This is a genomic window from Rhizobium sp. P2_G9, assembly GCF_056403475.1.
Genome location: NZ_JBFUFK010000018.1, coordinates 85476 through 98910, shown reverse-complemented (window position 1 = coordinate 98910; position 13435 = coordinate 85476). Strand labels below are relative to the sequence as shown.

The 13435-nt window shown below is 61.8% G+C and carries 12 protein-coding genes; 3 read left to right on the top strand and 9 right to left on the bottom strand.

The window, feature by feature from the left end:
- Window positions 1-138: 138 nt before the first annotated feature.
- Genes AC1DYF_RS17085 through AC1DYF_RS17065 form a run of 5 tightly spaced genes read right to left on the bottom strand, consistent with a single transcriptional unit; the run spans window position 139 to window position 5097 of the window.
- Window positions 139-1848: a methyl-accepting chemotaxis protein gene (locus tag AC1DYF_RS17085; protein WP_477877938.1), complete on the bottom strand. Its 1710-nt coding sequence runs from the start codon at window positions 1846-1848 to the stop codon at window positions 139-141.
- Window positions 1849-1889: 41 nt separating this feature from the next.
- Complete coding sequence (locus AC1DYF_RS17080; RefSeq protein WP_477877937.1) at window positions 1890-2381, bottom strand: chemotaxis protein CheW; 492 nt, start codon at window positions 2379-2381, stop codon at window positions 1890-1892.
- Entirely contained in the window at window positions 2378-4429 is a 2052-nt protein-coding gene (locus tag AC1DYF_RS17075) for a chemotaxis protein CheA (RefSeq protein WP_477877936.1), read from the bottom strand. The genes AC1DYF_RS17080 and AC1DYF_RS17075 overlap by 4 nt, the downstream gene beginning before the upstream one ends.
- Complete coding sequence (locus AC1DYF_RS17070) at window positions 4426-4794, bottom strand: response regulator (RefSeq protein WP_477877935.1); 369 nt, start codon at window positions 4792-4794, stop codon at window positions 4426-4428. The genes AC1DYF_RS17075 and AC1DYF_RS17070 overlap by 4 nt, the downstream gene beginning before the upstream one ends.
- A complete protein-coding gene (locus AC1DYF_RS17065; RefSeq protein WP_477877934.1) occupies window positions 4795-5097 on the bottom strand; it encodes an STAS domain-containing protein in 303 nt (100 codons plus the stop codon).
- A 365-nt stretch (window positions 5098-5462) separates the two neighbouring features.
- On the opposite strand from AC1DYF_RS17065, the gene AC1DYF_RS17060 reads away from it, so the two are divergent.
- A complete protein-coding gene (locus AC1DYF_RS17060) occupies window positions 5463-7199 on the top strand; it encodes a chemotaxis protein (RefSeq protein WP_477877933.1) in 1737 nt (578 codons plus the stop codon).
- Window positions 7200-7296: 97 nt separating this feature from the next.
- Here the strand turns inward: AC1DYF_RS17060 and AC1DYF_RS17055 are convergent, their stop codons facing one another.
- The 3 genes from AC1DYF_RS17055 to efp form a co-directional block, all read right to left on the bottom strand.
- Window positions 7297-8013 (bottom strand): AAA family ATPase, encoded by a 717-nt coding sequence (locus tag AC1DYF_RS17055; RefSeq protein WP_477877932.1) that lies wholly within the window; start codon window positions 8011-8013, stop codon window positions 7297-7299.
- A gap of 152 nt (window positions 8014-8165) precedes the next feature.
- The gene (locus AC1DYF_RS17050) at window positions 8166-9320 is read right to left on the bottom strand and encodes a serine hydrolase domain-containing protein (protein WP_477877931.1); all 1155 of its coding nucleotides are present in this window, start codon (window positions 9318-9320) and stop codon (window positions 8166-8168) included.
- Between the two features lie 175 nt (window positions 9321-9495).
- Entirely contained in the window at window positions 9496-10065 is a 570-nt protein-coding gene (gene efp / locus AC1DYF_RS17045; RefSeq protein WP_477877930.1) for an elongation factor P, read from the bottom strand.
- Window positions 10066-10201: 136 nt separating this feature from the next.
- On the opposite strand from efp, the gene epmA reads away from it, so the two are divergent.
- The gene (gene epmA / locus AC1DYF_RS17040) at window positions 10202-11260 is read left to right on the top strand and encodes an EF-P lysine aminoacylase EpmA (protein WP_477877929.1); all 1059 of its coding nucleotides are present in this window, start codon (window positions 10202-10204) and stop codon (window positions 11258-11260) included.
- 4 nt (window positions 11261-11264) lie between these two features.
- Window positions 11265-12302, top strand: coding sequence for a lysine-2,3-aminomutase-like protein (locus AC1DYF_RS17035; protein ID WP_477877928.1), 1038 nt, complete (start codon window positions 11265-11267; stop codon window positions 12300-12302).
- A 67-nt stretch (window positions 12303-12369) separates the two neighbouring features.
- Here AC1DYF_RS17035 and AC1DYF_RS17030 read toward each other — a convergent pair whose 3' ends face one another.
- Window positions 12370-13431: an ABC transporter ATP-binding protein gene (locus AC1DYF_RS17030; RefSeq protein WP_477877927.1), complete on the bottom strand. Its 1062-nt coding sequence runs from the start codon at window positions 13429-13431 to the stop codon at window positions 12370-12372.
- Window positions 13432-13435: the final 4 nt, after the last annotated feature.

Here is a 13435-nt window from a genome sequence, read left to right as displayed (position 1 = left end):
CGTTGGTTGCTGCGTCAGTAAGCGGAGGCGACTAATTCACGTCCCTACGGTCGAATATGTTACGCACCGCGCCGACGCTTACATGCGTCGGAGAATTTTACTCGGCAGGGTCATCTGCGCACCCGCCGAGTTCCTGAATCAGGCGCTTTCCCTGAAATCGGCATCCGCCGAATCCGGGCCGCCATGGTTGAGGTCGAGCGCAAAACCCTTGACCCGGGCCTGCTGGCGCGCGACGGAATTCTCCTGCTGATGGCGCGGAGATGCGGTGTGCGAAGCCAGGTGCGCCACCGGTGTGCGTTGTGCCGGCTTGGCGGCCAACGGCTTGCGCGCGATTGCCTTTGCCGGCTGCTGGTTGGCGCTGTCGACGTGGAAATAGGCGATCGACGTCTGCAGCTCTTCCGACTGGGCGGCGAGTTCTTCGGAGGTCGCGGCCATTTCCTCGGACGCGCTGGCATTCTGCTGCGTCACCTTGTCGAGCTGCTGGATCGCTTCGTTGATCTGGCTGGCGCCGATATCCTGCTCGCGGCAGGCGGCGGTGATTTCCGAAACCAGCTCCGCCGTCTTGCGGATATCCGGCACCAGGCGTGAGAGCATCTCGCCGGCTTCCTGGGCCGCCTGGACGGTGTCGCCCGACATGGCGCTGATTTCCGCCGCAGCTGACTGGCTGCGTTCGGCGAGCTTGCGCACTTCCGACGCCACGACCGCAAAACCCTTGCCATGCTCGCCGGCACGGGCGGCTTCGACGGCGGCGTTGAGCGCCAGAAGATCGGTCTGGCGGGCGATTTCCTGAACGATCGAGATTTTTTCGGCAATGGTGCGCATTGCATGCACGGCGCGGTTGACAGCTTCGCCGGACGTTTCCGCGTCCTTGGCGGACTGACGGGCGATCTTTTCCGTCTGGGCGGCGTTGTCGGCATTCTGCTTGATGTTGGCGGCCATCTGCTCCATCGAAGCCGAAGCCTCTTCAGCGGCGGCTGCCTGTTCGGTGGCGCCCTGGGACACCTGCTCGGAGGAAGCCGACAATTCCTGGCTGCCGGAAGAGACGTTGTGCGAGGCCGAGATCGCATCGCCGACCACACCACGCAGGCGCTCGATCATGACGTTGACATGGCCGAGCAGTTCGCCGATCTCGTCCTTGCCGGCAATTTCGGCGAGCTTGCTGAGATCGCCTTCGGCAACGTCGCGGACGGCGGTGGTCGCCTTGTTCAGGCCGCGGCTGATGGTCAGCGAGATCCAGAAGGCGGCAATGATCGAGATGAGCAGCGCGACACCGGAAATGCCGAGCATGATCATCCGGGTCTGCTGGTATTGCGCCTCGGAAATGTCATCGGCATTGTCCATAATGCTTTTCTCGTGCGCCACGAGGTCGGCGATCAGCTTGTCCATCTCATTGCTGATTTCTCGGGCTCCCGTCGACGAGATCTTGGTGGCGCCTGCGAGGTCGCCGGCCTGCATCTTGTCGCGGATCGCGTCATCGAATTTCACGAACTGCTCGTTGAAGGCGCGCAGCTTGGCCCAGTTGGCGCGGTTTTCGACGTCAGATTTGGCCTCCGCGCCGGAGAGCGCGTCGGCGAAAACCTTGCGATTCTGATCGCTCAAGTCGATCGCCTTCTGCATCGCGTCCTTGTCGGCGGCGAGAAGCAGGTTCTTCTGCTGGCGGATCTGCTGAAGTTCCGCGGTATTGATGGTCATTGCCAGACGCAGCCGGTCGGCGGGGCCGCTGAGCACGTTGCTCATCGCATCGTTGAGACCGCTGAGGCTCATGATGCCATAGCCGGCCGTGCCGAGCATCAGCACGATCAGAACGCCGTAGGCGAGCGCCAGCTTCAATTTGATGGTCATACGCATATCTTGTCCCCTTAAAAATTTGCGGTCGGCGAGAGCAGTCCCTAAAGTTCGTTTCGGTAAGCAAAAATCGCATTCATGTTCGGTACGATGATGAAGTCGTTGCCGCGCTTGACGAGGCAGTCGATGTAATCAGCCCGCCAGCGCATGCCGACGCTGGGCGGCGGTTCGCTTGCGTTCTTGGCCAGCGTGGTGACCTCGTTGACCTTGTCGGTGCGCACCCCGATCAGCACCGGCTCACCGTCGAGTTCGAGCTCGATGACGATGATGCGGCTGTCATKGGTGRTCTTGGTCGCCTCCATGCCGAAGGCGAGGCGGATATCGGCGAGCGGGATCACCCGGCCGCGGAAATTGAGCACGCTGCCGACGAARGGCCGCGCGCCCGGCACCGGYGTTTCCGGCAGCAGATCGAGGATTTCCCGCACGATCACCGCCTCGATGGCGAAGGTCTCGCCGGCGATGTCGAAGGTCAGGACTTCGATTTCCTCGGAATTGCTCCAGAGATTGCTGTTGATCTTGAGGGCTGCTTCACTCATCCGGCCGCGCGCAGTTGCGCCTCCTGTTGCTGACCCGCTGTCACCAGATGGGCGACATCGAGAATGAGCGCGACACTGCCATCGCCGAGGATGGTGGCACCGGAGAAGGTCGCGATATCATGGTGCAGTTTCGACATCGACTTGATCACCGTCTGGTGGTCGCCGATGATCTGGTCGACGACCAGKCCGACGCGCTCCGAGCCCGTGGAGATGACCACGACCTTCTGGTACGGGTCCGGCTTGGTGCCGGTGCGGAAGAGGTCGCGCAGCCGGATGAACGGCACCAGGCTGTCGCGCAGCGAGATGAAGCTGCGGCCGCGCGAGCGCATGTCTTCTTCGAGCGACAGTTCCAGGCATTCCTCGACCGCGGAGAGCGGAATGACATAGCGGCCCGACCCGACGCGGACGAGCAGGCCGTCGATGATGGCGAGCGTCAAGGGGATGTTGAGCGCGATGTCCGAACCCTTGCCGGGGATGGAAGTGACATTGATCGAGCCGCGCAACGCATCGATGGTGCGTTTGACCACGTCCATGCCGACACCGCGGCCGGAGAGATTGGTGACGCTCTGTGCCGTCGAGAAGCCCGGCTGGAAGATCAGCTGCAGCAGTTCCTGATCGGAGAGCACTGCGTTGGGCGCGATGATGCCGGAGCTTTCCGCCTTGGCGCGGACACGCTCGCGATTGATGCCGCGGCCATCGTCGCGGATCATGATCGTCACCTCGCCGCCGGTCTGGCGGGCCGAGAGCGACACGCGGCCCATGGGCGGCTTGCCCGCGGCGACGCGTTCTTCCGGCGTTTCGAGGCCGTGGTCGCAGGAATTGCGCACCAGATGGACGAGCGGGTCGGCGAGCCGTTCGATGACGCTCTTGTCGACTTCGGTGGTTTCGCCTTCGGTGGTCAGCTCGATCTGCTTCCTGGTTTCGTGCGCCAGATCATGGACGAGGCGGCGGAAGCGGCCGAAGAGCTGGGTGACCGGAACCATGCGCAACACCATCATCGTGTCGCGCAACTCGCCGGAGAGGCGTTCGATGTCCTCGGAGACGGCGCGCAGCGCGATATCGCCGCTTGCGCCGGCAAGCTGCGAGAGCCGCGACTGGGCGATGACGAGTTCGCCGACGCGGTCCATCAGTTCATCGAGGCGTTCGGCGGGAACGCGAACGTTCTCGGCCCCCTTACCCGCTTTGGCGTCGGCGACCTTTGTATCATTGGCCTTGGCGTCGTTGGCTGCAGCCGGTGCGGCGACCTTGGTTTCCGGAGCTTTCGCCTGAGGTGCGGCGACCGGCGCCGGCGCCGTCGGTTGCGTGGCCTGGATTGGTGCCGACGCGGCAACCGGAGCGGCCTTGTCAGGCTCAGCCACCTCGGTGATGTCGAGCTCCATGTCATCCATGACGAAGATGAAGACATCCTCGATCGCCGAACGCGACTTCGATGTTTTCAGCTCGACAGTCCAACCGATGTAGAGGTCGGCTGGGTTGAGGGTATCGAGCACCGGGATGGAGTTGCGCTCGGCCGTGATCGCGCATTCGCCGAGTTCGCGCAGTTCGTCGAGCAGCGGCAGCGGGTTGGTGCCGTTGGCCATGGCATTTGCCGGCAGGGAGAACCGTACCTTGAAGCTGGTTTGCTTCGGGCCGGCTTCGACATCAGGCGCCGCGGCGAGCTCCTCACCGGATGCGGCTGCTTCGACGGCGCGCTGCAATTTGTCGAGCAGGACGATGCTGACGGCCTCGTGGTCGCCGTTCGGCGTTTCCACCAGCGTGCGCATATGGTCCTTGGCTTCAAGGACCGCCGAGATCAGCGACACGGTGGCAGGGACTTCACCCTTGCGGACGCGGTCGAAGGCGGTTTCGCAATGATGCGTAAAGCCGGCGAGCGCCTCGAAGCCGAACATCGCGCCCGACCCCTTGAGGGTGTGCAGGCTGCGGAAGACGGCGTCGATCTGTTCCTTGTCGGTGAGGTTGTCGATCAGGTCGAGCAGGCCGGCTTCGATCGCCTCCAGCAGCTCGGCCGCTTCCGTGCGGAAGACGTCGATAGGATCAGGATGGCTCATTTGCCGAGCACCTTTTTGACGATCTTCACCAGGTTTTCAGGGTCGAAGGGCTTGGTCAGCCAGCCGGTGGCGCCGGCTTCCTTGGCCTGCTGCTTGATCGAGCCATCGGACTCCGTCGTCAGGAAGATGATCGGAATGCCCATCTGGCTCGGGATCTTGCGCAGCTCGCGGATCATGGTCAGGCCATCCATGACCGGCATGTTCAGGTCGGTGACGATCAGGTCGAAATTGCCCGACGTCGCCTTGGCAATACCTTCGGCGCCATTGACGGCTTCCGTGACCATATAGCCGGCGCTGGAGAGCGCGACATTCGTTGTCAGCCGGATGCTGGCGGAATCATCGACAGTCAGAATATTTGCAGACATTTACAGAACCTCTCGGTGGAGCCAAAAACGCGCATCGTCGCCCGTGAAGGATTGAAGAAATCCTGCTCGCTCGAGTATTGCGCAAACCATATCAGTGGCAGGTTTCGTCAGACTGACGTCCTTGGATTGTGCTGCGCCGGATTTTCGCGCGGCTTCGATCAACTGGATGAGCGAAAGATCCGCATCTTCGCAGGCGCTGAGGTCGATCTCGACGGCGGCGCTATTTTTGAAATTCGTCAACAGTTCGCTGTGAACGTCTTTCACATTACGAATATTTACTTTTGGCGGGACCAGATATGCCATGATATCCCTCGCTAATAATTTGGATCAGAACCCCTTCAGCCCTCATCAAAACTCCAGTGATTGGGATAACAAACGGTTAATTCGCGCACTGAGAAATTGGGTGATTTTTGTCACATGCTATTTTTAGGAGCAAAGTATTCATATATCCTTAAATATAATTTGCTTGTTGAAGCATTAATAAAAATACAATGTTTTCATTGGCTTACCGATGTTGTGTTACGTGTGGCTAAATTTCTCAACGATTTTAAGGTGAATTGCTAACCAATTCCGCAAATGAAGGGGGCAACCGGGGCACGAATTTACCGGTCCTTCGTGGCTCGCCGTTACGGTCAGGCAAGAATGGGAACCTGCATGGGGATATAACTGTGCTGAAACGGGACGCGACGCAGCGGGCGAATACGATGGCCGACCGGGCAATGCTCGATAATAAATTGGCCGCCGCTCACAGCAAACTGGAAAAGAAATTCCTTGAAGGCGGCGCCGTGCTGGTCGCCATCATGGATATTCTCAAGCGGCTCATCGGTTCGCTCGATACCTTGACGGGCGCTCTGGACGGCCAGACGTCGACCGAGACGATCGAGCGCATCCAGACGACGGCGCGCGAACTGGCGCGGCTGCCTACCTTCGAGCTCTCCCGTCTCAAGGGTTTCGAGGCGCTCGCCGGCATCTGCAAGGCGATGCAGGACAGTATCGCCGACATGCGCGACACCATGCGCTATCTCAGGACCTTTGCGGTTACCGTGAAAATCACCGGCGCGGGGCTGGCGGAGTTCGCCGGCTTCGCCGACGAGATCCGGGAACGCATCCAGTCCGGTTCCGACGAGGTCAACAAATTCGCTGCCCAGCTTGCCGCCATGCATCAGCAGCTCTCCGGCGCCAAGGTGTTTTCCGGCAATATCTCGAAGAACTACGGCAATGTGGTTCCCCAGATCGTCCACGATCTCGAGCACAATGCGGGCAAGGTGGCCGAGCATCATCGCAATCTCGCCAGCATTGCCAACGAGGTGAAGGCCTTGGCACGCGGCATCCAGGGCAAGATCGCCACGGTGCTCTCGGCATTGCAGGTCGGCGACATCACCCGCCAGCGGATCGAGCATATCCGTTCGAGCTTCGTCTTCTTCGATGAGTTCAGGGCGTCCGCCGAGGCCGCGGAACTGGGCGAGGATGCGCTCGCCCGTGTCGACGGCGCGATCAGCCAGCTGGCTGCGGCCCAGATGGCAGAGACGGTCGCCGATTTCCAGCGCGATAGCCGCAAGATTCTCGAAACCATGTCGCGCTTCGTCGACGATGCACGCGACATTATGGCGCTGCGCGAGCAGATGCATCGGAAGAGCGATAACGGCAACAGCAATTTCCTGAGCGGGCTCGAGCAGAATGTCCAGGCCGCCAGCACGCTGGTCGGCAGCGTGAGCGAGACAAGCACGCAGGCTGACGGCGTCGCCCGCTCCACCACCGCGACGGCGCAAAGCCTGCTCGCCGGCATCGAGATGATCCGGGCGATCAAGACCGACATCCACTATATGGCGCTGAACTCCAACCTGCGTTGCTCCAGGCTCGGCGACGAAGGCCGTGCGGTCAATGTCGTCAGTGGCGAACTGCGCTTCTTCGCCGAAAAGCTTGAAGAGCCCGCCAACAAGGTGCTGGCGGAATTGCAGCGTTTCGAAGGCGCGGCCGGCGCCTTGTCGCAGGACAAGGGCGAGGGTGGCATGGATATCAGCCAGCCGCTCAACCAGGCGCTGACGGCCATTCACCAGGTGTCCGAGCGCATGGACGCCGGCATCGGCGAATTCGAGCGGGAAGGGCAGGAGGTGTTCACCAAGGTCAGCGCCGCCATCGGCACGCTCGATTTCGAAAGCGAACTCGGCGAGGTGCTGGACGATTGCGTGCGGACTGCGGACGGGCTTGCCGACCTCGCCCAGGGTGACATCTCGGACGTTGCGGCTGCCGTATCCGGGCTCAGCAACCGCATTTTCAAGATCTACACCATGGTGTCGGAGCGCGACATCCACCTGGCCTATCTTCCGATGGACGCGGTCGAAGAAGCGCCCGTCGCTGCCAAGATCGAGAGCGACGAGGACCTGTTCGAGGATGCGCTGTTCTGAAGCCCAAAGCGCGTAGCGCTCTGGAGTTCTTTGGTTTGCGCATGTCCTTATCTCGAAACCGGTGGCCAGTTTCGGGAGACTGCGCTTGTCAGCCTGCTCAGGCCGCCGTACGCGCCGCGCGCGGCAGCGCCGTTTCCTTCGGCCGGACATTGCGGTTCGGGACATAGCCCAGCACTTCGTTGGCGAAGGCCTGGGCATTTTCCTTGGCCTTGTCGAGATTGCTGAAGCGCTCGGCCTCCATTTCATAGAGGCTGCAGCCATAATCGAAGAGATCGCGATAGGCGGCGCGCTCGATGATCGGCGTGTCGAGCACCCGCACCTTGCGTTCGGCCAGCAATTGCTTGACCGCCGAGAGCGCCCTGGTCGTCACCATGGAGTTGACCCGCGTCAGCACGACGGAATGCGGGATCAGGATATTGGCCTTGCTCTCCAGATATTGCAGCAGTTCCAGCACCTGGGCGCCGCCCTTGGCATCCATGGCGCAGCCCTGGATCGGGATCAGCACATGGTCGGACATGCCAACGGCGGTGGCGAGCAGCGGGGTGGAAGCGCCCGGCAGGTCGATGACGAAATAATCTGTCTTGCTGCGATTGGCATCGAGCACCGACTGGATGGTCGCCTGCGTGACATAGGAGACGACGTTGATGTTCTCGAGCGGCGTTCCCGTTTCATGCCAGCGGCTGATCCAGCGCTGTGGATCGGCATCGAGAATGGTGACGCGATGGCCCTGGCGGGCAAGTTCGGTGGAAAGCAACAGCACCGCCGTCGTTTTTCCGGCGCCGCCCTTGGTATTGGCAAAAGTGATGATCGGCATAGCCGTGCCCCTCAAATCGATATGCGGGCATCCCCCGCCCGCTCAAATCACCGGTAGCCGGTGCGGGTTCAATCCTTGCCAATTATACTTAACCGAACCTTAACACCGTGCGGCGAACTCCGCACGGCAAAGCAATGAAAAGTTACAGTGGCTCAGCCGGACACGATCCTGTGGAGCGCGTTGAGCAGGTCGCGCGAGCGGCTGTCGTCGGGGTCGATGCGCATCTGGTTCATTGTGTAGGAGAAGCCGGTGCGGGACGAAGGCCAGGCGCCATGTATCGAACCGCCGGCGCCGCCATGTCCGAAGGCGTCGCTGGGCGGGCCGAGATGCCGCTGCTCGGTCTGCAGCGCGAAGACCGTGCCGAAGGCCATGGTTTCGAGAATATAGGGATCGTAGAAGCGCGAGCGTTCGTTGCGACCGGCGTGGATGGTGTTTTCCCTGAGGATGCGCACGCCATCGATCTCGCCGCCTCGGGCGAGGCAGCCGTAGTAGCGGGCCATGGCGCGCGCCGTGGCCAGGCCGCCGCCGCCCGGGATTTCTGCCGCATGCCAGGCGCAGCTGTTCCAGGGCAGGCCGTCGGCGGGAAAGAGCGGCGGGTTTTCCCAGATCGATTTCTGCACCGGATCGGTGGCCGGCGGCTCGTCCCAGGGGCTTTTCGGATCGCGCTCGATACGGCCGACACGATATTCCTCGCTCTCGGGCAGGCCGATCCAGGCGTCGAGCCCGAGCGGGCGGCCCAGTTCCTCGGCAAAGAATTCTCCGAGGCTGCGGCCATCGACGCGGCGGATAATGGCGCCGCAGAGCCAGCCGATGGTCAGTGCATGATAACAGTGGAAGGCGTCCGGATCGCGTGCCAGTTCCTGGGCGGCGAGCAGGTTCTCCATCTTCTCATGGTCGACGAGATCCGCATAGGTGAGCGGCGCCGTGATGCCCGGCAGGCCGGCACCGTGTGAAACGACATGGCGTATCCGCACGGTCTGTTTGCCATTCTGGGCGAATTCCGGCCAATATTTTGCCACCGGCGCGTCCATGTCGATCAGGCCGCGCTCGATCAGGATCAGCATGCAGGACGCGATCAGGCCCTTTGTGCCGGAGAAGACGACTTGCAGCGTTTCCTCTTCCCAGAGCTTGCCGGGCGCCGCATAGCCGCCCCAGATGTCAACCACGGTCTTGCCGTCGTGCACCGCCGCAAAGGCGGCACCCACATCATTGCGCTCGGTGAAATTGTGCTCGAATTCCCGCACGACGCTGTCGAAACCGGGCGCGTAGCTGCCACGCACCAGACTGTTGTTGTCCAAGGCGATCATCGTTCCTCCCGCATGCCCGCAATGGTTCCAAGCCGCCTAGTCGATAAGCCTGGCGGAGCGTCTTGTCGAGAGATCGGAAGAACGTTGAGCGATGCAATGCCAAGGGCGATCGCCCTTTCAAAAACAAAACGGCCCGCTTGCGGCGAGCCGTTTCATAAAACCAGTCGGACCTCGATCAGTCCTTGGCGCGCTCGACATAGGAGCCGTCTTCGGTCAGCACCACGATGCGGGTGCCGGCGTCGACATGCGGCGGGACGGCGGAGCGGATGCCGTTCGAGAGCATTGCCGGCTTGTAGGAGGAAGAGGCCGTCTGGCCCTTGACCACCGGCTCGGTCTCGACGACTTCCAGGATCACGTGGCGCGGCAGTTCCAGGGCGATCGGATTGCCTTCATGGATGGAGAGCACGACCTTCATGCCTTCCTGCAGATAGGCCTTGTCGTCACCGACCATGTCGGCGCTGGCGGCAACCTGGTCATAGTTTTCCGGGTTCATGAAGTGAAAGCCTTCGCCATCCTGGTAGAGGTACTGGAAGTTGATATCCTCGACGATGGCGCGTTCGACCTGTTCGGTGGTCTTCCACCGTTCCGACACCTTCACGCCGTCGGAGATGCGGCGCATGTTGATCTGGGTCACCGGCGTGCCCTTGCCGGGGTGGAAATTCTCCGCGGTCAGCACAGCGTAGAGCCTGCCGTCGATATCGACGACATTGCCCTTGCGAAGCTGGGAAGCGATCACTTTTGCCATAAGACGTCCTTGTCACGTGTTGGAAGGCGCTTTAAAGGACGGCAGCAAGCCGGCCAGGATGCGCTTTTCTTGAATGTGTGGCGCGCTACTAACCCGAAAATGGCTAAATTGCCAGACCGAATTGACGAAAAACGCTATGAGTGACACCGCCTCGCAATCGCCCTGGTGGCAACCGGACGTGCATGCCGACCGTCGGCCGTTTCTACTGGCCCGCAATCGGGTGCAGGCGGCGTTGCGTAATTTCTTCCTGGGTGACGATTTCATCGAGGTCGATACGGCCGCCCTGCAGATATCGCCCGGCAACGAGACGCATCTGCACGCCTTCGAGACCGCGCTGATCGGCTCGGACGGCGTGGCACATCCTTATTATCTGCACACATCGCCGGAATTCGCTTGCAAGAAGCTGCTCGCGGCCGGTGAAAGGCGCATTTTTACGTTCGCCCATGTCTACCGCAATCGCGAGACCTCACCGACGCACCAGCCGGAATTCACCATGCTCGAATGGTATCGGGCCGGCGAGACTTATGAAGCGCTGATGCGGGATTGCGCGGCAATGCTCAGGCTCGCGGCCGAGGCGGGCGGGCAACGCCTGTTCCGCTATCGCGGGCTGGAATGTGATCCAGCACTTGCGCCTGAACGGCTGACGCTGGCGCAGGCGTTTTCCCGTCATGCCGGCATCGACCTGATGGCGACGATTTTTCCGGATGGATCGACGGATCGGGAGGCGTTGAAAGCTGCGGTGCAGCGCGCGGGCATCCGAACGGCTGCCGATGACACCTGGTCCGATCTCTTCTCCCGTGTTCTCGTCGAAAAGATCGAGCCGCATCTCGGCATCGGCCGGGCGACGATCCTTTGCGAATATCCGACCGCGGAAGCTGCACTGGCGCGTAAATCACCGCGTGACGGGCGGGTGGCGGAACGCTTCGAGCTCTATGCCTGCGGCGTGGAACTGGCCAATGCGTTTGGTGAACTGACCGATGCCGTCGAGCAGCGGCGGCGTTTTGAAATGGAGATGGCGGAGAAGCGCCGCATCTACGGCGAGACCTACCCGCTCGACGAGGATTTTCTCGCGGCGCTGGCGGTGATGCCGGAGGCGAGTGGGGCGGCCTTGGGGTTTGACCGGTTGGCGATGCTGGCAAGTGGGGCGACGCGGATCGATCAGGTGATGTGGGCGCCGATCAGGTGGGGGGCGTGATGGCATGAACGCTCTGACGACCCCCAAACAATTGATGGATGCCGGCCTGATCTCGTTTGGCGAAGCCGAGGCTGTGGAGGCTGTCGCCGCCCGCTACGCCATTTCCATCACCCAAGGCGTGGCGCAATTGATCGACCCCACCAACCCGCACGATCCGATCGCCCGCCAATATATTCCCGATCCGGCTGAACTGGTTCAACTGCCGCAGGAGCGGCCGGACCCGATCGGCGATCATGCAAGAAGCCCGGTCGAAGGCATCGTGCACCGCTATCCGGACCGGGTGCTGCTCAAGGCCGTGCATGTCTGCCCGGTCTATTGCCGTTTCTGCTTCCGGCGCGAAATGGTCGGGCCGCAGGGTGACGGCACGCTGTCAGGCGAGGCGCTGGATACCGCGCTTGCTTATATCGCCGGCCATCCGGACATATGGGAGGTGATCATCACCGGCGGTGACCCGCTGGTGCTGTCGGCGCGGCGGCTCAAGGACCTGATGCAGCGGCTCGGCGCGATCGAGCACTTGAAGGTGATCCGCTTTCATAGCCGCGTGCCGGTGGTCGATCCCGAGCGGATTGATGCGGCGCTGGTCGAGGCTCTGCAGGCCGCCGGCAAGACCGTCTATATCGCCCTGCACGCCAACCATCCACGCGAGTTGACGGATGCGGCAAGGGCTGCCTGCGCGCGGCTGATCGATAGCGGCATCATGATGGTCAGCCAGTCGGTGCTGCTGCGCGGCGTCAATGACGATCCGGCGGTGCTCGCCGACCTGATGCGGCGCTTCGTCGAAAACCGCATCAAGCCCTATTATCTGCATCATCCCGACCTCGCGCCGGGAACCAGCCATTTCCGGCTGCCGATCGAAGAGGGCAGGGCGATCGTCGCCGAACTGCGCCGCCGCGTCTCCGGGCTTTGCATGCCGGCCTATATCCTCGATATTCCTGGCGGGCATGGCAAGGTGCAGCTCAGCGACAGCCCGGTGCGGGACCAGGGCGAAGGCTGCTATGCGATCGAGGACCGGCTGGGCGCGGTGCATGACTATCTGGGCTGAGGTTGCTGTTCGGAAAGAAATAGCGCGATCGGGATTGGCCGGACGATTGGTCGTCCGGCCGTGTCCATCAATCCCGCACGATCAGCAGGTCGCTGGCCGAGAAACGGGCTTCGAGCGTGTCGCCGAGGACCGGCGGCTTGGCTTGTGGGTCGTTGAACATGTCGAAGGAGATCGACTGACCCTCGACATTGAGCTTGGTACGGATCACCGAGCCGAGGAAGCTCACCGCTTCGACCTTGCCCGAAAGGGCGAAATCACGGTGGCTGCTGCCGGAGACCGACAGGGCTTCGGGGCGAAGCGCCAGGTTGAGCTTGTCGCCTGTCTTGACGTTGCCGAGTGGCTCGTTGAGCTTGACGGTCGTGCCGCCGATGGTGACCGTGTTGGCTGAGGGATCGGCAACCGTGGCGCCAATGATCGATAGGGTGCCGACGAAGGTGGCGACAAACTTGGTCTGCGGACGGTTGTAAATCTCGAAGGGCGTGCCGATTTGGTCGGCGCGGCCCTGATACATGACGACGATGCGGTCCGAGATCGACAGCGCTTCTTCCTGGTCGTGCGTGACGAAGATGGTGGTGATGCCCATCTTTTGCTGGATGGCGCGGATTTCCTCGCGCAGTGACACGCGAATCTTGGCGTCGAGCGCCGAGAGTGGTTCGTCGAGCAGGAGCACTTGCGGCTTGATGGCCAGCGCGCGGGCGAGCGCCACGCGCTGCTGTTGTCCGCCCGACAGCTGGAACGGGTAGCGGTCGGCGAGATGGGCGAGACCGACCAGCGTCAGCATTTCAGTGATCGTCTTGCCCGCTTGCGCCTTGTCGATGCCCTTGACGCGCAGGCCAAAGCCGACATTGTCCGTCACGCTCATGTTGGGGAACAGCGCATAGGCCTGGAACACCATGCCGATATTGCGCTGGTTGGTCTTCAGGTCGTTCTGGCGCACGCCGGCAATCGAGATGTCGCCGGCAGTGGGGGTTTCGAAGCCTGCGACCATGCGCAATGTCGTGGTCTTGCCGCAGCCGGACGGTCCGAGAAAGGAGATGAACTCACCCTTCTCGATGTCCATGTTGAAGTCCTTGACGACCTGAGTCTGGCCGTAGGTCTTCTGGACGTTTTTCAGTTCGAGAAATGCCATGGAA